Annotated in this window: 17 protein-coding genes; 7 read left to right on the forward strand and 10 right to left on the reverse strand. The window is 66.4% G+C overall.

From position 1 onward, the window contains the following. Positions 1–74 precede the first annotated feature (74 nt). Positions 75–2,639, forward strand: coding sequence for a cytochrome P450 (locus ACLMAJ_RS20945; protein WP_412015464.1), 2,565 nt, complete (start codon positions 75–77; stop codon positions 2,637–2,639). A 97-nt stretch (positions 2,640–2,736) separates the two neighbouring features. Here ACLMAJ_RS20945 and ACLMAJ_RS20950 read toward each other — a convergent pair whose 3' ends face one another. Continuing rightward, a complete protein-coding gene (locus tag ACLMAJ_RS20950) occupies positions 2,737–3,507 on the reverse strand; it encodes an SDR family NAD(P)-dependent oxidoreductase (protein ID WP_412015465.1) in 771 nt (256 codons plus the stop codon). Positions 3,508–3,594: 87 nt separating this feature from the next. Between ACLMAJ_RS20950 and ACLMAJ_RS20955 the strand changes: the two genes are divergently transcribed. Further along, positions 3,595–3,924, forward strand: a complete 330-nt coding sequence (locus ACLMAJ_RS20955; protein WP_412015682.1) for an ArsR/SmtB family transcription factor — start codon at positions 3,595–3,597, stop codon at positions 3,922–3,924. A gap of 95 nt (positions 3,925–4,019) precedes the next feature. Here ACLMAJ_RS20955 and ACLMAJ_RS20960 read toward each other — a convergent pair whose 3' ends face one another. Next, positions 4,020–4,895, reverse strand: a complete 876-nt coding sequence (locus tag ACLMAJ_RS20960; protein ID WP_412015466.1) for a hypothetical protein — start codon at positions 4,893–4,895, stop codon at positions 4,020–4,022. Continuing rightward, complete coding sequence (locus ACLMAJ_RS20965; RefSeq protein ID WP_412015467.1) at positions 4,892–5,242, reverse strand: hypothetical protein; 351 nt, start codon at positions 5,240–5,242, stop codon at positions 4,892–4,894. Before ACLMAJ_RS20965 ends, ACLMAJ_RS20960 begins: the two co-directional genes overlap by 4 nt. A 23-nt stretch (positions 5,243–5,265) precedes the next feature. On the opposite strand from ACLMAJ_RS20965, the gene ACLMAJ_RS20970 reads away from it, so the two are divergent. Continuing rightward, positions 5,266–8,844, forward strand: a complete 3,579-nt coding sequence (locus tag ACLMAJ_RS20970) for a CHAT domain-containing protein (RefSeq protein WP_412015468.1) — start codon at positions 5,266–5,268, stop codon at positions 8,842–8,844. A gap of 198 nt (positions 8,845–9,042) precedes the next feature. After that, positions 9,043–9,474: a pyridoxamine 5'-phosphate oxidase family protein gene (locus tag ACLMAJ_RS20975; RefSeq protein ID WP_412015469.1), complete on the forward strand. Its 432-nt coding sequence runs from the start codon at positions 9,043–9,045 to the stop codon at positions 9,472–9,474. Between the two features lie 136 nt (positions 9,475–9,610). Here the strand turns inward: ACLMAJ_RS20975 and ACLMAJ_RS20980 are convergent, their stop codons facing one another. Beyond that, on the reverse strand, positions 9,611–10,477 hold the full coding sequence (locus tag ACLMAJ_RS20980) for a MetQ/NlpA family ABC transporter substrate-binding protein (protein WP_412015470.1): 867 nt from the start codon (positions 10,475–10,477) through the stop codon (positions 9,611–9,613). Positions 10,478–10,642: 165 nt separating this feature from the next. On the opposite strand from ACLMAJ_RS20980, the gene ACLMAJ_RS20985 reads away from it, so the two are divergent. The 3 genes from ACLMAJ_RS20985 to ACLMAJ_RS20995 are packed head-to-tail and all read left to right on the forward strand — an operon-like array spanning position 10,643 to position 13,208. Next, the gene (locus tag ACLMAJ_RS20985) at positions 10,643–11,518 is read left to right on the forward strand and encodes a MetQ/NlpA family ABC transporter substrate-binding protein (RefSeq protein ID WP_412015471.1); all 876 of its coding nucleotides are present in this window, start codon (positions 10,643–10,645) and stop codon (positions 11,516–11,518) included. Between the two features lie 8 nt (positions 11,519–11,526). Further along, entirely contained in the window at positions 11,527–12,531 is a 1,005-nt protein-coding gene (locus ACLMAJ_RS20990) for a methionine ABC transporter ATP-binding protein (RefSeq protein ID WP_412015683.1), read from the forward strand. Between the two features lie 14 nt (positions 12,532–12,545). Further along, positions 12,546–13,208, forward strand: a complete 663-nt coding sequence (locus ACLMAJ_RS20995; RefSeq protein ID WP_412015472.1) for a methionine ABC transporter permease — start codon at positions 12,546–12,548, stop codon at positions 13,206–13,208. A gap of 58 nt (positions 13,209–13,266) precedes the next feature. Here ACLMAJ_RS20995 and ACLMAJ_RS21000 read toward each other — a convergent pair whose 3' ends face one another. The 6 genes from ACLMAJ_RS21000 to sufC form a co-directional block, all read right to left on the reverse strand. Continuing rightward, complete coding sequence (locus tag ACLMAJ_RS21000) at positions 13,267–13,698, reverse strand: DUF4189 domain-containing protein (RefSeq protein WP_412015473.1); 432 nt, start codon at positions 13,696–13,698, stop codon at positions 13,267–13,269. 183 nt (positions 13,699–13,881) lie between these two features. Next, positions 13,882–14,622, reverse strand: a complete 741-nt coding sequence (locus tag ACLMAJ_RS21005) for an HAD family hydrolase (RefSeq protein ID WP_412015474.1) — start codon at positions 14,620–14,622, stop codon at positions 13,882–13,884. 403 nt (positions 14,623–15,025) lie between these two features. Continuing rightward, positions 15,026–15,412 carry a metal-sulfur cluster assembly factor gene (locus ACLMAJ_RS21010; protein ID WP_412015475.1) on the reverse strand — a complete coding sequence of 129 codons (387 nt, stop codon included), beginning with the start codon at positions 15,410–15,412 and terminating at the stop codon, positions 15,026–15,028. Beyond that, positions 15,405–15,902 carry a Fe-S cluster assembly sulfur transfer protein SufU gene (sufU, locus tag ACLMAJ_RS21015; protein ID WP_412015476.1) on the reverse strand — a complete coding sequence of 166 codons (498 nt, stop codon included), beginning with the start codon at positions 15,900–15,902 and terminating at the stop codon, positions 15,405–15,407. Before sufU ends, ACLMAJ_RS21010 begins: the two co-directional genes overlap by 8 nt. Before the next feature lie 3 nt (positions 15,903–15,905). Next, positions 15,906–17,195, reverse strand: a complete 1,290-nt coding sequence (locus ACLMAJ_RS21020) for a cysteine desulfurase (RefSeq protein WP_412015477.1) — start codon at positions 17,193–17,195, stop codon at positions 15,906–15,908. 1 nt (position 17,196) lies between these two features. After that, positions 17,197–17,973 carry a Fe-S cluster assembly ATPase SufC gene (gene sufC, locus ACLMAJ_RS21025; protein ID WP_412015478.1) on the reverse strand — a complete coding sequence of 259 codons (777 nt, stop codon included), beginning with the start codon at positions 17,971–17,973 and terminating at the stop codon, positions 17,197–17,199. Positions 17,974–17,990 lie beyond the last annotated feature (17 nt).

Genomic DNA, 17,990 nt, shown 5'->3' on the forward strand with positions numbered 1-17,990 from the left:
CGTCCCGGTCCGCTCGGGTAGTCGACGGAATTGTGGGCTCCGCGTTGAGGTCCGGCGTCGGTACAGTGCCCATTGTGCACATCGCTATGTTCATGGATTACCACCCGACCACACTCGGCGGTGTCCAGACTGCGGTCGGCTCGCTGTGTCGCGGGCTGGAACGCGCAGGCCACCACGTCACACTCTTCGTAGCGCCGCTGCCGGGCAAGGCCACCGATGCCATCGCGAACGTGGTCGCGCTCGAAGCAGTCGCGCTCGAGATGAACGGTTTCCCGGTCGTGCTGCCGACCAAGCGCAATGCCGAGTTGATCGACGCCGCTTTCGCCGCGCACGGCCCCTTCGAGGTTGTGCATACGCACACCACCTACGGTGTCGCCATCGCCGGGATGAAAGCGGCACGGCGGCATCGGGTTCCACTGGTGCACACCGCACAGAGCCGTGACGACGCATTCATCGAACACACCTCACCCGCGCCCTATGCGGCGGCGTTGGCGATGCGCACGCTGCACGGCCGGTTCGTACCCCACAACCATCACATGCCGCACGGTCCCGAAAGCCGGGCGGCGCGCCATGCCTGGTGGACGATCGTGGGCCAGGCTCAGGCCGCCGACCGGGTGATCGCGCCGACACGGCATTTCGCCGCCCTGATGGTCGCGCACGGACTGACGCGACCGATTCAGGTGGTGTCCAACGGCGTCGACGACGCATTGCTCGAAAGCCGCACCAGCAGTGCCATTTCCGGACCGGCCGATGGGCCGCTGCGGCTGGCATGGAGTGGCAGGCTCTCCACCGAGAAGCGTCTGCTCGAGTCGATCGAAGCGGTCCGGCGCACAGACAACTGCACCTTGGATATCTATGGTGACGGAGATTTGCACGACGCTGCGGTCACCGCGATCTCCGAGCACCGGCTCCACGCGCGAATCCGTTTGCACGGCAGGGTCACTCAAGCCGAATGCATCGACGCCATGTCCGGCTGCGATGCTCTGCTTTTTCCGTCCTGCGGCTTCGACACCCAGGGCATGGTCCTGCTCGAAGCGGTAGCGGTCGGGCTTCCGATCATCTACTGCGACCCCGATCTCGACGAGTCGGTGCCCGCCGGTGGCGGTATCCGCACGGTCGACGCATCGGCCACGGGGATCGCCGAGACCATTGCCGCGCTCGCCGCCGATCGTGCCGCGCTCGCCGAAATGCGTGCGATGCTCGGCAAGTACAGCGACTCTGTGTTGCAGTCACGCCATACCGGTACGGTGCTGGAGATCTATCGGCAGGCCCGCGAGAAGTCGGCTCACAGCCCGGAGTTGGTAATGCCGCAGTCACTTTCGGAGGTGCCCACCGCCCCGGGACAGCTGCCGCTGGTCGGCCACAGCCTACGAGCACTGCGCGACGCCCCCGAGTTCGTGACGTCGCTTTCCGAGCTCGGGCCGATCGTGCGAATATTCTTCGGCAAGCAGACCGGATACCTGCTCACCACCCCGGATCTGGTGCGCGAGGCCGGTCTCGGCGACACGGAACTCAATCGTGAAGACCTGCGTGAGGCGATCGAGGATGTCGCCGGCGGATCGGTCAACGTCCTTCGCGGCGAGGAACACAAGCTGCGGCGCAGGATGATCGCCCCGGCATTACGCCAGGGCCGCCTCGCCGAGTACACGAAGTCGGCGGCCGATATCGCCGAACGCTGGTCGGCGGGACTTCCGTCGGGTGGACGCGTGAATCTGATGGACGAGGCGCACGGCCTCGTGCTCGACACCGTCTCCTCGACGCTGTTCACCGCCGAGTTCAGTGACGACGCGCGGCGCGAGATCCGGGACAATGTGCCGTGGCTGCTCGGTCAGGTCATCCTGCGGACCGCGCTACCGCCGCAATTGCGCCGCCTCCGGGTGATCGCGAACTGGCGGTGGCGCACCAAAGCGCGCCACCTGCGTGGCGCCATCGGCGATGTGGTGTCCGAATATCGCCGCCGCGACGAGGATTTCAACGATGTCGTGTCCGCGCTCATCCGACATACCGATGCCGAGACCGGGGCGACGCTGTCCGACGAGCACATCATCGACGAAGCGATCCTGATGCTGGCAGGCGGAGTCGGATCGATGGCGTCACTGACGGGATGGCTGTGGCACGAGATCATGCGCCGCCCTCCGATCGCCGAACAGCTCTATGCCGAGCTCGACGCCGTCGTCGGGTCGGACCCCGTTCGCCCAGAACACCTCGCCGCACTCCCTTACCTGAAACAGGTTGTGGCGGAGACGCTTCGCTTCTGGGGACCATGGATCAGCGCGGGCACCGCCGACGGCGACGTCACCATCGGCGGCCTCACCATTCCGGACGGCGCGGCAATCATGTTCAGCCCCTATATGGTTCAGCACGACAAACGCTATTTCACCGATCCGGAAGCTTTCGACCCGGCACGCTGGTCGCCCGAGCGCGCCGAGGACATCGACAAGAAGGCCAACCTGTCCTTCGGCGTCGGCCGCCGCCGTTGCATGGGCGATCACTTCGCGCTGCTGGAGATCACACTGGCCTCGGCGGCGCTGCTCGCACGTTGGCGGCCGGTACCCGACCCGGACTATGTTGTGCGGGCGTCGAATCGGGACTTCGTCCTGTCACCATCGGCGTTACCGGTCATCCTGATCCGTCGCTGAACGCTCGTGTGAGCAGGCCGGATTCGTCCCCGGCCGGTGATCGATGAGACCAGCGGCAGGGCCGGGTGTCGCCGAACATGCCTCGACGTAGCGGTAACTACACGATGGGTGCAGGAGTGGCGGTGACAAGTCCACCGTCGACGGACATGTCCTGTCCGTTGATGTAGGACGCTTCGTCCGAGGCGAGAAAAGCGACGGCGGCGGCGATGTCGTCGGATGTACCGATCCGGCCCGCGGCCACCGCGGCGACGGCGGCGGCCTGCACCTGTGCCGAGGCTTCGGCATAGAAGGCCGGGGTCGCGGTGTAGCCGGGGCTCACGGAGTTGACCCGGATTCGCCTGGGAGCCAGTTCGGCGGCCAGGGTGCGCGCCAAGTTGTGCACGGCCGCCTTGGTCGCCGAGTAGAGGGCCGCGCCCGGCCCACCCCGGTGTAGCGCGAACGACGCGTTGATCACGATCGCGCCATGGTCGGCCAGCAGGGGCAGGGCCTTTTGGATGGTGAAAAACGCCGCCTTGAAATTGATGTCGACGACGCGGTAGAACTCGGCCTCTGTGACGTCGAGGTACGGCTGGAATGCGCCGACACCCGCGTTGGCGAAGACCACATCCAGTCGCCCGAACCGGTCCTGGATCGCGGTGGCCAGCGCGTCGAGATCGGCGAGATTCGCCGCGTCGCCGGATATCCCGAGGACGCGGTCCCCGCCGTTCAACTCCTCGACCGCGGCGTCGAGTCGGGTCTTTTCGCGGCCGGTGATGACCACATCGGCACCCTCGGCGAGCATCCTGTGCGCGGTGGCCAGCCCCATGCCGCTGGTGGCGCCAGTGATGAGGACGATCTTGTCGTTGAAGCGGGAACCGCTGGCAAACATCGCATGACCTTTCAGACTGTTTAATTGTTCAAATACTTACGTACAGTTCGACTGTATGTCAACAGTGGAGCTATCCTGGTCTGCGTGATGACGGCACATCCCGAGCGGGCTCAGATCCAGTTGGCGAGCGTGCTCGCCGCCGCGGGAAACCCACTGCGGCTGCGCATCGTCCGAGCGCTCGCAGACGGGGGCGAGCACACCTGCGGCTCGATAGTGGACGGCGTACCCAAGTCGAACCTGACCCATCACTACCGGGTGCTGCGAGACGCCGGGATCATCTGGCAGCGCCCCTCGGGCCGGGAGACTCTGCAATCGTTGCGCCGCGAAGACCTCGAGGCTCGGTTTCCCGGATTACTGGACTCCCTGCTCGACGCGGCACATCGCGACGCCGAGGAATCCGGCAGCCTCGCCGAGTGAGCCTCCGGCGATCATTTCTCGATCTCGTAGCACAAAGTGCCACACCGTTTTCGAATGAGCCCGCCGTAGTTATCGGAGAACTGGGCCGACACCAGCTACCTGGGCCGTTTCTGCAGCACCTCGGTCAACTGCTCGCCGATCGCCGGTGTCAACCTGCCCGTCAGCTCGAAACCGAGCTGGTTGGCGACGTCCCGGGCGTACAGGTCGATCGAGGCCTCCACGAGGTCCGCGTATACCCCCACCGCACGGCGGATCCGACGGCGTGACACCAGCAACGCCCATACCCCCGACACGAGCGCTGGCCACCAGTACACACCGACCGCCAGATAGGCCAAGCCCCACACCGGGGTGCGGGCGGCGGAGGCACACCGTTCCTGGACCGTCGTCACCTCGGTTCGCGCCGCGTCGGGCAGCACCAGCCACAATCGCGGCCACATCGTGGTCAGGTCGAGTCCTGTGCCACGGCTGACGCGGTCGTCCACGCTCAGCAGCCGGTCGCCTGCCCACGTTGGGCATGCTGGTTCGATCTCGGAGATCGCGTTGCGTCGCAGCACGGCTCGACGCGCATTGCTCTTCGCCCGGCGGTCCGATCGGTCGGCCAGCGCCGCCTTGACCGCGGCGTCCGCCTTGGCCGTCGCACGCCGCCAACGGCGGTGGCGCAGTGCGACGAACGGTCTGCCGACACCGGTGCCTGTCGCGCCCCACGCGGCGATCACGACGCCGCCGAGCGCGGTCACCGCCAACCCCACCACGGCGGTCGCGGCGAGGAACACCGCCGCGGCCCACACCAGCGCGGGACCGGTCGACACCGTCGTCACCCGGGTCCACAACAGGTTGAAATCGAGTGCGTGCGAGGGTCCGAGCGCGACCGCCACCACCACAACGGCCACGAACAGCGCGGCGGGCAGCGCGAGCGCGGTAGCCCAGCGGGTAGCCAGGTTCTTGCCGAGCTCGGTGAGAAACGCGTTCACAGGTCGATCCTGCGGAACGGCTGCCCGGTGAGCCCGCATCGCGGACCTTCATCGATCCCCGCCCGGGTGCACGCACTCGTGGGACACGCCCACGCCGTGACCACGACGTCCCGAGGACCCTTCCACGGCTCGAAGCCGCGGTGCGCCCGCGTCAGGTTGTCGATGCCGTGCCGGGCGAAGGCGCTGTCGAGCAGGTCGAGGTCTGCTTCGGACACCTCGCCCCGCTCGGCCGCCGCGACGATTCTGGCAAGTACGTCCGCGACGCCGTAGCGGGAAGCGCGTTCGGCCAGCGCCGCTCCGGCCTGTTCGCAGAGAACTTCGACTCGGGGACCGGTCGTTGATGCCATGCCGACTCCGAACCTCCTGCTTGGTGATCCGGATCACGCTACCGTGGACCGAACGGGATCGGGGGCTGCGCGTGTACGACTACGTTCGGTTGGTGGTCGAGAACTTCGTGTCCACCTACGACGTCGGCGCACTGCTCGCCGTCGGCCTGCCGCTACCGCAGCAGTGCCCTGCGCACCTGTTGCCGCATCTCGCCCAAGCGCACTGGCACCGGTTCCAGGCGCAGAGCGGGTTCGCCGGGCTGGTCGACCGGGAGATCGCGGCCGCCATCGCGGGCACGGCGGGTGATCCGGCGGTCACGGGCATTATGGCCATGCCGGAGTACCGGGCGCTGGACGAGGCGCGCGAGGAGTTCCAGGACTACCAGGACCGTGACTCGCTGGTGCCGTTCGCGAACGCCTATACGACGGTGATGAACGCACTGGACGACGAGCGAATGAAGGCCGCGCTCACCGCCGACCACACCACGTTGCTGCTTCTGCTCGACGAGCACGACGGTACTGACACCTACCGCGAGGCCGTCGTCAACGCGCTGAACTGGACGATCGCCCACACACCTCGCGACGATCCGCAACGCGCCCGCAGGCTGGTCGATCGCGCCCGAGCACAGGACAACGCGGGTCGGCCGCTGGGAAGGATCGTCGCCGACTACCGGGCCGCTGCGCAACTGGCGCTGCGGGAACGCCCAGTGTGGCGCGACGTCGTGCTCGAGCTCGCCCAGTACGAGTCCGATCTGTACACCGGCGGTGGGGCGCCCATCCACCTGGCCGGCGCGCTGGTCGCATGCCGTGACCTCGCCGACGCGTTGGAGCGGGACTACGGCGGCACGGCTACGGTGCCCGCGCTCGAGCAGCTCGAGCAAGAGGTCAGCAGCGAGATCGGTCCCGATATCGCGCGATTCCTGATGACCTGCCATCGCGATCCGCGCGCTCTGCAGGCGCAGTACGACCTGGTCGAGAGCCTGCGGCGGCAGTCGGTCACCCCTGATGTGCTGGCGCGGCGACGTGACGAGGCGTGGGTGCTCGCCGTCGGACTGCCGCTGGACCACGACGGCAGACCGGCCGCGCTGCTCGACCTTTACTACGCGCATAGCAACCTCTGGGATATCGGTGGCGACACCGATGCGATCGCGCTCGCCTACGATGTGGTGACCGAAGCGCTGCTCACCACATCACTGGACGACGCGCTCCGTGCCGACCTACTGAGGGCGCTCGCCCACTGCGCGACGACCGCCGCCATGCGGACCGACTCCCGCGACGAAGCGAAGCTGGCGGTCGACGCCGCCCGCGCCGCGCTGAACCTACCGGCCGCGGACCATGACCAGCGCGCACTCCGGCTCTCCGCGCTCGCATCCGCGCTGATCATGCAATGCCAAGTCGGCGGCAACCCCGCGGCGAGCCGGGAGGCCGTCACCGTCGCGGAGGAGGCCGCCGCGCTGACCCCACCCGGCGACTCGAATCTCCCGCTGCGCTGGTCGACCCTGTCCAGGGCGGCCGCGAAGGTGGCCGAGGCCGGTGACCACGGCATGTTCACCACAGCGGTCGAGGCGGCGGCATCCGCGGTGTCCACCATCCCGGCGGACGATGTGCGCCGGGTCGGCATGCTCTACAACTATGCCGCCGCCGTGCAGGCACGGGCGGTCAGCACAAATGTCACGCATGCGGAACCGTTCCACGAGGCCGAACGCGCCTACCGGGCCGCACTCGCGCTCGTTGGTCCCGATCACCCCGACGTGCCGCGCATCGAGAGCACGATCGCCGACGTGCTGTATCACCGGTACTGGCAGTGCGGCGATCTCGGCGCGCTGGACGACTCGCTCGAGCTCGCGGAGAAAGCCGTCGGTCAGACACCTCGGGAACACCACTGGTGGCCGTTGCGGGCGTTCGCACTCGCGCGCTCGGCCCGTGCGCTCGCCACCTTCGGCGGGCCGGGTGCCGACCGGTTGCGCGAGCTCGCGATCAACTACTACCGGGCAGTTTCCGCGCACCCGGCCACCAGCACGCAGCATCAGATGATCTGCGAACAGGCCCAGGCCGCGATGTTCGCCGAGACAAACCCGGCGACGTGGCTGGACGCGCAGGAACGTGTGATCACCGCCATCCCCGCCACGGTCAGCCGAGCGCTGTCGTGGGTCCGCAGGGTGGAGGCGGCGCGGCAGCTGGACGGCCTCGCCGACCGGGTAGTGGACGCCGGTGTGCGGTCGGGTCAGCTCGACCGAGCGCTGGAACTGGTCGAACGGTGCCGCGGCGTGCTGTTCGGCGACGCGTGGGGTATCCGCCGCGGCTGGGCACGACTGCGCGAGACACAACCCCGGCTGGCCGAGGAGCTCAGCGAGGTCGAGCGTGAGCTGACTGAGGCCGACGTGTACGCCGACGTAACGCTCCACATCGAGGTGGAGTTCGACGGCCGGATCTCCGCCCGGGACTGGGACCCGCGACCACAGGCCGTCGAAAAGATCCGGCAGCTCTCGGGGCGGCGGGACCGGCTGCTCGCCGAAGCGCGGACGTTGCCGGGGTTCGAGGATCTGCTGGCGCCGCCGAACCTCGAAGTCCTGCGCACGCGCACGGCCGGGCACACCGTGCTGATCGTCAGCGCCCAGGGCACCGCGCTCGTGGTTCCCGCCGACTATTCGGAGCCCGTCGAGGCCGTGCCGCTATGGCAGATGACCGAGACCGCCGCCCACACCCAGGTCAGGCGGTTGCGAGCGGCGCTCGCCGATGTGAAGGACCCGGCGTGCTCGTTCGATCGGCGTGAGCAGGCCCAACTGGACATGCACGCTCTGCTGGAATGGCTGTGGAACACCACCGCCGGGCCGGTGCTGGACCGGGTCACGACGACGCGGCTGTGGTGGTGCCCGATCGGAATCATGGCCCAACTGCCACTGCACGCGGCGGGCATGCACCGCGACGGCGCGGGGCAGACCGTGTTCGACCGGGCCGTCTGCTCGTACACGCCCTCCCTGACCGCGCTCGCCGATACGTTGAGCACACCTCGGCCGCGCCACGCCCGCCACACCGCGCTCATCGTCGGTGTCGGCGAGCGCAAAGGCGTATCGGTGCTGCCGAGCGCCCGCGCCGAGGCCGAGGCGGTGGCGGGGCTGCTGCCCGGCTCCACTGTGCTCATCGACGCCGCCGCCGACTTCGATGCCATCGAGCAGGGCCTGCACGAGCACGCGATCGCCCATTTCGCCTGCCACGGCCGGGCGGTCAGCTCGGCGAAGCATCCCGCCCAGGGTGGGCTGGTGCTCAGCGAGGGGATGTTCGTGCCCTCGTTCGTGCACGACCTACGCACCACGCGGGCGCAGCTCGCGTTCCTGTCCGCCTGCGACACCGCGGGACCCGATCCGGCCCTGCTGGACGAGCCGCTGAACTTGGCGTCGGCGTTCCATCTCGCGGGCTTCCGCGGCGTCATCGGCACGCTGTGGCACACCGCGGACAGCTCCGAGACCGCCGAGGCGGTCTACGCGGCGCTCACCGCGCACGGCACCCGGCCGCCCGACACGGCCGAGGCGGCCACCGCGCTCACCGAAACATTGCGCAGCATGCGGAACGCCTATCCAGCCGTGCCGACCAGGTGGGCCGCACACGTCCACGTCGGTGACTGAGCTACCCGGGGTGATGGAACACTCGATAATCCTCCGTGATTCGATCACCGACGGCCGCGAAATCTGCGGCGAACCAACCGCGACCGGTGTCAAGGCTGATGACTGATAAGACCTGCCGTCACAAGGAGCCCTCTCGTAGCCCGACACCACGAACCTCTAGTAGTATCGAACATACGTTCGAGACAGGGGAGGTTGGGTATGCGGAGGCTTCGCCCGGCCGAGGTCGCTGGGCTGCTGGCACACGACGTCGTCGCGCATCTGGCGACGATCGATGCGTCGGGATATCCGCATGTCACACCGATCTGGTTCCTGTGGGACGACGGCACATTCCGTCTCACCAGCTACGCAGGTCGCCCACATCTGCGCCGGATCCGTTCGAATCCACGCGTCGGTCTCGTCATCGACAGGGAGGGGAGTGTGCGCGCTGACGGTCAACGCCCCAATCGGCAAGTCCGTGTGCTCGGCGACGCCGAGCTCGCCGCCGACCCGAACGGTATCTGGACCAAGCGCATTCGCGAAAAGTACATCGACGACCGCATCGCCCCAACCGTGCCCGAACGAGATCTCCTCGACGATCGGATACTCATCACGGTCACACCGAACCTGTTCCTAGCTGTCGCGAGCATCTGACGACCCGTATTACCACCCCGCCGATCGCGGCCTTCGAGCATGCGCAGTCGAGCTGGCGGGCTCGCTTGCGCCGCAACCGAATACGAACGCGCAGCGCGAGGCCGCACGGGTGCTGTCCGCGATGAACAGATGAGGCCTACTTGCGAAACTTCGTCTCGAGCTCTTTCAGGGTGGCCTGCAGGTCCGCGGGATCGTTGGTCTTGAATACGCCCCGATAGCCGGTCTCGGCGCGCACCGCGGCCTCGACCTCCGGGTCGTGATACAGCTTCGCGAGCGCCACCAGTCTCGGATTGTCCTTGTCCGCGGCGCGGGCGGCGAAGACATTGATGTACTGCTTCAGCTCCGGTCGCTCGGGGTCGTCGGTGAAGATCACCTCGTTCTCGGTCAGACCGGCGGGCCGAGCGAAGGTGTCGTCGACGAATGCCGCATCCGCGCTATCCAGCGAGGGCGCGGTCAGCGTCGGTTCGATCGCGGTCAGGCGCACCTTGGAGGCGTCGGTGTCGACGTCCTCGATCTTGGAGTCCCAACTCGCGCCGCCCTTCAGGACGATCAGGCCCGCCGCGGCCAAACCGAGCAGCGGCCGCACCTGATTGGCCGGGTTGTTGCTGAGTGTGATCTGGCCACCCTTCGGAATGTCGTTGACCGACTTATGCTTCCGCGAATACAGGGTGAGTGGGAAGATCTCGCTCGCGCCGATCGGCACCAAAGTATCGCTATTGCGGACGTTGTAGTTCGCCAGGTACCGGATGTGCTGAAACTTGTTGAGGTCGATCCGTTGCTGCGACAGTGCGGGATTCGGCTGGTTGTAGTCGGTGAAGTTGACGAATTCGACCGTGATGCCCTGCTCAGCGGCCTTCTTTCGGTAGATGTCCCAGTGCGGCAATGCGATGTCGTTCACCCCGACCCGGACCACGTCGGGATTGCGCTCATCACCACATGCCACCGCGCCGGCGGCGAGGGCGAACAGAATCGGGATCACCGCAACACGGCGCAGAACTCGCATTTCTCGCAAACTAGACGCTCGTCCAATAGTTCGCGAGAGTTTTGCTCAACACAATTCAAACCGTTGTCCCGCCCGGCCCGAGACCGCTTGGATAACCGGGTTCAGAAAACGCTCGACCGGACGCGTCCGCCGGGCACATATCGCGACAAGCATTCGGGAGCACGAGTGAAATTCCATCGGGTACTGGCGATCCCGGTCCTGGTTGCCACCGCGGCGCTCACCCTTACGGCGTGCGGCTCCGACGACAAGGCCTCCTCCGACACGGTAGTGCGCATCGGCACCACCGACAAGGACAAGGCCTGGGACGTCTTCGAACAGAAGGCGAACGAACAGGGCATCACCCTGAAGATCACCAACTTCTCGGATTACAAGCAGCCGAATCTCGCGCTGTCCCAGAAGCAGATCGACGTGAATCTGTTCCAGCACTTGCAGTTCCTCGGTGCCTACAACGTCGCCAACAATACGGATCTGACTCCGATCGGCTCCACCTACATCGTGCCGCTCGGCCTGTACTCCAAGAAGCACAAGACCATCGCCGACCTGCCACAAGGTGCCGAGATCGCGATACCGAACGACCCGACCAATCAGGCACGAGCGCTGTTCGTGCTGCAAGCCGCAGGCCTGCTGAAACTGTCGTCGGAAACCAAGGCCCCTTCGCCCGCGGACGTCGACAAGGGCGCGTCCAAGGTCAAGGTGACACCGGTCGACGCTGCGCAGACTGCGCTGTCGCTGGCCTCGGTCGACGGTTCGATCATCAACAACACTTTCCTCGATCGTTCCGGCATCGACCCCAATTCGGCGCTGTACAAGGATGATCCGAGCAATCCTGCCGCGGAGCCATACATCAACGCGCTGGTCACCAGGGCCGAGGACAAGAACGACCCGAGGTACCAGAAGCTCGTCGAGCTGTGGCACTCCCCCGAGGTGCTGCAGGCCCATTCCGAGGTGACAAAGGGCACCGCGGTCGAGGTCAGGCGCAACGGTCCCGAGCTGGAGCAGATTCTGCAACGGGTGCAGCAGACCATCCGCGACGGCAAGTGAGCGAGAAAATTGTCCCTGCGGTCGAATTCCGTTCAGTTACCAAGGCTTTCGGCAAGGGACCGGATCGGCACGTCGCGCTCGACAACATCGATCTGCGCATCGAAAAGGGTGAGATCTTCGGCGTGATCGGCTATTCCGGTGCGGGCAAGAGCACGCTGGTGCGGCTGATCAACGCCTTGGAGAAGCCGACAAACGGCACCGTCGAGGTTTCCGGCACCCCGGTCACGGGGGTGCGGGAGGCCGAGGTGCGGCGGATTCGCAGGGACATCGGCATGGTGTTCCAGCAGTTCAACCTGTTCCGATCACGCACGGCAGCAGGGAATATCGAGTATCCGCTGAAGGTCGCGCGATGGCCGAGGGCCGAGCGCAAGGCGCGCGTCGCCGAGCTGCTCGAGTTCGTCGGGCTGACCGACAAGGCAGGCAGCTATCCCGATCAGCTCTCCGGTGGCCAGAAGCAGCGCGTCGGTATCGCCCGTGCCCTTGCCACCTCGCCATCGCTGCTGCTCGCGGACGAATCGACCTCGGCGCTCGACCCGGAGACCACCCAGGAGGTGCTGCGGCTGCTGAAGAAGATCAACCGCGAACTCGGCGTCACCATCGTGGTCATCACCCACGAGATGGACGTCATCCGCGCGGTGGCCGATCGGGTCGCGGTGCTCGCCGAGGGCCGAATCGTGGAGCTGGCCCGCACTTTCGACGTTTTCGCCGATCCACAGGCGACGCCGACCCGGTCGTTCGTCGATACGGTGCTGCACAACCGGCCCAGCGACGAGGAGTTACGCAGGCTCAGCGAGTTGCACGGCGGCAGGCTGGTCACCGTCGATATCGACGACAGGCGCGGGATCGGCGCGGCATTGGCCACGGCGACGCAGGCGGATGTCCGGTTCGAGGTGGTGTACGGCGGGGTGAGCACGTTGCAGGACAAGACGTTCGGCAGCGTCACGCTGGCATTGCACGGGCGCGATGACGCCGTCGACAAGGTGGTCGACGAGCTCGACCGTCGATCGGCCTGAGAGGAGCAACCACCATGCATACCGATTGGGACAAGCTGCGGCCGGTCTTGCAGGAAGCGATCGGCACCACCATCTATCTGGTGCTGCTGACCTTCGTGATCGGCGGACTGATCGGGCTGTTCATCGGGACCGCGCTGTACACCACCCGTAAGGGTGGTCTGCTCGCGAACGCCCCGATCTACTTCCTGCTCAACGTGATCGTCAACGTGGTCAGGCCGATCCCGTTCATCATCCTGCTCGCGGCGCTCGGACCGGTGACATTGGAGGTGGTCGGCACTACCATCGGCACCGAGGCCGCCGCCTTCGTCATGATCGTCGCGGCCTCCTTCGGCATCGCCCGGATCGTGGAGCAGAACCTCGTCACCGTCGACCCCGGCGTGATCGAGGCGGCGCGGGCCGTCGGCGCGGGCCCGCTGCGGATCATTCTGACGCTGCTCATCCCGGAGGCGCTCGGCCCGCTGGTGCTCGGCTACACCTTCGTGATCGTCGCGATCGTCGATATGTCGGCCATGGCGGGCACCGTCGGCGGTGGTGGACTCGGCGACTTCGCGTTGGTCTACGGCTACCAGCGGTTCGATTGGCAGGTCACCCTTGTCGCGACGCTGATCATCATCGCGGGAGTACAGGGCATCCAGTTCCTCGGCAACTTCCTGGCCAGGAAAGTATTGCGGCGCTGACGCAGTGATGCGCGCGGCCGGTTGTCGTGAGACAGCTTGCCGCGCGCACGCTGCTTCGTCAGTGCGCGTTCGCCGTGCACTCCGTGGTCACGATCGTCGCGCGGCTCGGTGCCGCGCTACCAAGGGCCACCGCCACCGGTGACGGATCGGGGCCGAGTTGGCCGAGGGCGCCTTGCTCGGCCTCTACCCGCGAGTTTCCCCATGCCCAGGTGTAGTGGCCGTCGCGCACCGCGACGGAGCCGCAGCCGTTGGAGAAACGCACGATAACGCGGCAGTCGGGCGCGCCGCATTCCAACATCGCCCGCTGATCCGACTTCGCGTGGCTCGGATAATTGTTCCCGGATCCGACGACCGCGTCGCGCGAGCCGAACGAGATCGCCAGCGACCCATAGAGGTCGGCCGCCGCGTCCGCGGTTGCGGCCCCGAGGGCGACGAACACGGCCGCGGACGATACGACCAGCCCCGTAGCCGCCTTGCCCGACACAAACATAATGATTTCTCCCCGTCTCACGGAATAGGTTCCGGCCAGATCCTCGTCCGGCACGCCTGAATTGTCCACACGCCGAATCCTCGAGGCAGGGAGGTCGTCGCTCAGAACCAGCGAGCCAGCAGTGTGGCCAGACCATCCTCGGTGACCGGTGGGCAGACCTCGTCGGCGACCGCGCGGACCAGCTCAGGGGCCTGCCCCATGGCCACCCCGTGCGGCGGCCCACACCAACATTTCCACGTCGTTGGTGCCGTCGCCGACGGCGAGTGTGTCGTCGACGGAGACCCCTAGACGCAGCCGAAGCGCTTCCAGCGCAGAACCTTTGGTGACGCCGATCGGGCTGATATCCATCCAGGCACCGTCCGCTTCGTACACGCAATGCGCGCCGGGCACCTGCACACCCATCAGCGCGGCGGCCAGTTCGAAGCGGTTACGGTCGGGCCAGTGCACTGTGAGACGTGTACTCGGGGTGGCAACCAATTCGTCGAGTTCGACCACCCGCAGAACGCCGCCGAAGTCCGGCAGACCGGGAAGGCGCAGTGTGGTCCGCTCCCCGATCCCGATCTCCTCCACCGTGAATACCGCGCCGGGCAAAGCTTCCCGCAGCATCTCAACCGGCTCGACCAGATCGAATACGGCTTGTTCCAGCACCGCACCTGTCGCCACGTCGATCGCTACCGCGCCGTTCGAGCAGATCGCGGTACCGACCGATACCCCGAGTTCGGCCAAGAAGGGCAGCGTGGCGATCGTCGACCGGCCGGTCGACAACACCACATGGGTGCCGGAGCGCAGCACCGCACCGATGGCCGCTCGCACCGCCGGACTCATCGTGGTGTGCGCGAGGATGGGGCTCACGCCACCTTCCGGACACAACGTGCCGTCGATATCCAGGGCCACCAGGCGTGGTCGCCAATCCGCTTCCATCATTTCGATCGTACGGCCACCGCGACTGCGGGACAGTCGAATACCCGCGCTACCCGCCGCTCGGTGCGCCAGTGCTACCTGTACAGAACGGCTGACACGAGCCAGGCGTGGACGGGACCGGCGTCGTCGTCCCGTCCCCGAAATCCCCTGTGCTGACCAACACCAGCACCAGCAGCGCGAACAGCACCACGGCGAGCAAGAGAAGCACGATCCACCCCCAACGCGGCTGACGGTGCCGCGAGAACTCGCGTATTTCCAACCAGAACATCGCAGCTTCTTCCGCGCTCCCCAGGCCATCATCGCAGCCACCGCGCCAGGAGATGGCCGAGTTCCCGGATTGCTACGCCCCCCACAAACGCGAACACCCCGACCGAGATCGGGGTGTTCGGTGGCTCGTATTGCCGGTTCAGACGGTGAAGCCGAGGGCGCGGAGTTGTTCGCGGCCGTCTTCGGTGATCTTGTCGGGGCCCCATGGGGGCATCCAGACCCAGTTGATTTTGAGGTCGTCGACCAGGCCGCTGCGCACGAGGGCGTTGCGGGTCTGATCCTCGATGACGTCGGTCAGCGGGCAGGCCGCCGACGTGAGGGTCATGTCGAGGGTCGCTACTTCTTCCTGGACCGAGATGCCGTAGACCAGGCCGAGGTCGACTACGTTGATGCCGAGTTCAGGGTCGACGACGTCGCGCATCGCCTCCTCGAGGTCCTCGAGGCGCTTGATGTCTTCCGCTGACAGCTCGACCTGCTCGACCTGCTCGACCTGCTCGACCAACTCGGTTACTGGTGTCTCACTCATGCCGTTCCCCATTCGTTGGCAAACTACTGCCCATCGGGCGCTTGGCTTCCTCTGCCGAGGTTATCCGGACCACCGCGTCCTTGAAAGCCATCCAGCCGAGCAAAGCGCACTTCACCCGAGCCGGATACTTGGCGACGCCCGCGAAGGCGATGCCGTCGCCGATCATGTCCTCGTCACCCTCGATCGTGCCGCGGCTGGTGACCATCTCGTTGAACGATTCGACCACCTTCAGTGCCTGCTGCAACGGCAGTCCGATGACCTGATCGGTGAGCACCGAGGTCGACGCCTGACTGATCGAACAGCCCTGGCCGTCGTAGGAAACGTCCACGACGTCACCATTGTCGTCGAGCTGGACGCGCAGAGTCACCTCGTCACCGCAGGTCGGGTTCACGTGGTGCACCTCAGCACCGAACGGCTCCCGCAGCCCGCGGTGGTGCGGGCGCTTGTAGTGGTCCAGGATCACTTCCTGGTACATCTGCTCCATGCGCATGTCTTAAACAACTCCACTGTGGCCATTGTCGGCCTTCGCTACGCTCACGCCGAAGAAGCTCTGAGCCTTCCGCACCGCGGCGATCAGCTTGTCGACCTCGTCGAGAGTGTTGTACACCGCGAAGGAGGCACGGGCGGTCGCGGGCACGCCGAGGCGGCGCATCAGCGGCCACGCGCAGTGGTGACCCACCCGAATGGCAACACCTTCATCGTCGAGGATCTGGCCGACATCGTGGGCGTGGATGCCCTCGACCACGAACGAGACCGCGCCACCGCGGTCGATGTTGTCGGCCGGGCCGACAATCCGCACACCGTCGATGGCACCGAGACCGGCCAGCGCCGCATCGACGAGCGTGTGCTCGTGCGCGGCAACGGCGTCCATGCCGATCGCCTCGAGATACCGCACCGCGGCGCCCAATCCGACCACCTGCGAGGTCATCGGCACGCCCGCCTCGAACCGCTGCGGCGGCGGTGCGTAGGTGGTCGCCTCCATGGTGACGGTTTCGATCATGGAGCCGCCGGTGATGAACGGCGGGGTCTCCTCCAACAGCGCACGGCGGCCGTAGAGCACACCGACACCGGAGGGGCCGAGCATCTTGTGACCGGAGAACGCGGCGAAGTCCACGCCGAGCTCACGGAAGTCCACCGGCATGTGCGGCACCGACTGGCACGCGTCGAGCACCGTCAGCGCGCCGACAGCCTTTGCCCTGCGCACCAATTCGGCGACCGGTGACACCGCACCGGTCACATTCGACTGGTGGGTGAAGGCGACAACCTTGGTGGCGGGCGACAATTCGAGCGAATCGAGATCGATCCGGCCGTCATCGGTGATGCCATACCACTTCAGCGTCGCGCCGGTACGGCGCGCGAGCTCTTGCCACGGCACAAGATTCGCGTGATGCTCGAGCTCGGTGATGACGATCTCGTCGCCGGGGCCGACGTGGTACGGGAATCTGCTGTCGGCGAAGGAGTACGTCACCAGGTTCAGCGATTCGGTCGCATTCTTGGTGAACACGATCTCACCGGCGTGTACACCGACGAACCGGGCGATATCGGCCCTGGCGTCCTCGTAGGCGTCGGTCGCCTCCTCGGCCAGCTGGTGCGCGCCGCGATGCACGGCCGAATTGTGCTGGACCAGGAATTCACGTTCCGCGTCGAGGACCGCGACGGGCCGCTGCGAGGTCGCGCCGGAGTCCAGGTACACCAACGCTTTCCCGTCCCGAACCGTACGGCTCAGGATCGGGAAGTCGGCCCGGATGCGGGCCACGTCGAGCGCGGGGACCGTGGCGGTCATATCAGGCTCCTGCTGTCGCAGACTGAGTGAAGCGGACGTAGCCGTTGGCGTCGAGTTCGTCGGCCAGTTCCGAGCCACCCTCGGCGACGATGCGGCCGTTGACGAAGACGTGCACGAATTCCGGCTCGATGTAGCGCAGGATCCGGGTGTAGTGCGTGATCAGCAGCACGCCACCGTTCTCGCGCTCCTTGTAGCGGTTGACGCCCTCGGAGACGATACGCAGCGCGTCGACGTCCAGACCGGAGTCGGTCTCGTCGAGGATGGCGATCTTCGGCTTGAGCAGGCCGAGCTGCAAGATCTCGTGACGCTTCTTCTCGCCGCCGGAGAAGCCCTCGTTCACATTGCGTTCGGCGAAAGCGGAATCGATCTCGAGCTCACTCATCGACTCCTTGACTTCCTTGACCCAATGCCGCAGCTTCGGGGCCTCACCGCGAACGGCGGTGACAGCGGTACGCAGGAAGTTCGACGTGGAGACGCCGGGCACCTCGACCGGGTACTGCATGGCGAGGAACAGGCCCGCGCGCGCACGCTCGTCGACGGACATCGCGAGGACGTCTTCGCCGTCGAGGGTGATCGTTCCCGAGGTCACCTTGTACTTGGGGTGGCCGGCGATCGCGTACGACAGGGTCGACTTGCCGGAGCCGTTGGGGCCCATGATGGCGTGCGTCTCACCGGATTTGATGGTGAGGTTCACGCCCTTCAGGATCTTGATCGGCTCGCCGGACTCGTCCGGGTTGGCAACCTCGACATGCAGGTCGTTGATTTCCAGGGTGGTCATCGAATTCGGGTTCCTTT

Source organism: Nocardia arseniciresistens (assembly GCF_046764875.1).
Lineage (GTDB): Bacteria > Actinomycetota > Actinomycetes > Mycobacteriales > Mycobacteriaceae > Nocardia > Nocardia arseniciresistens.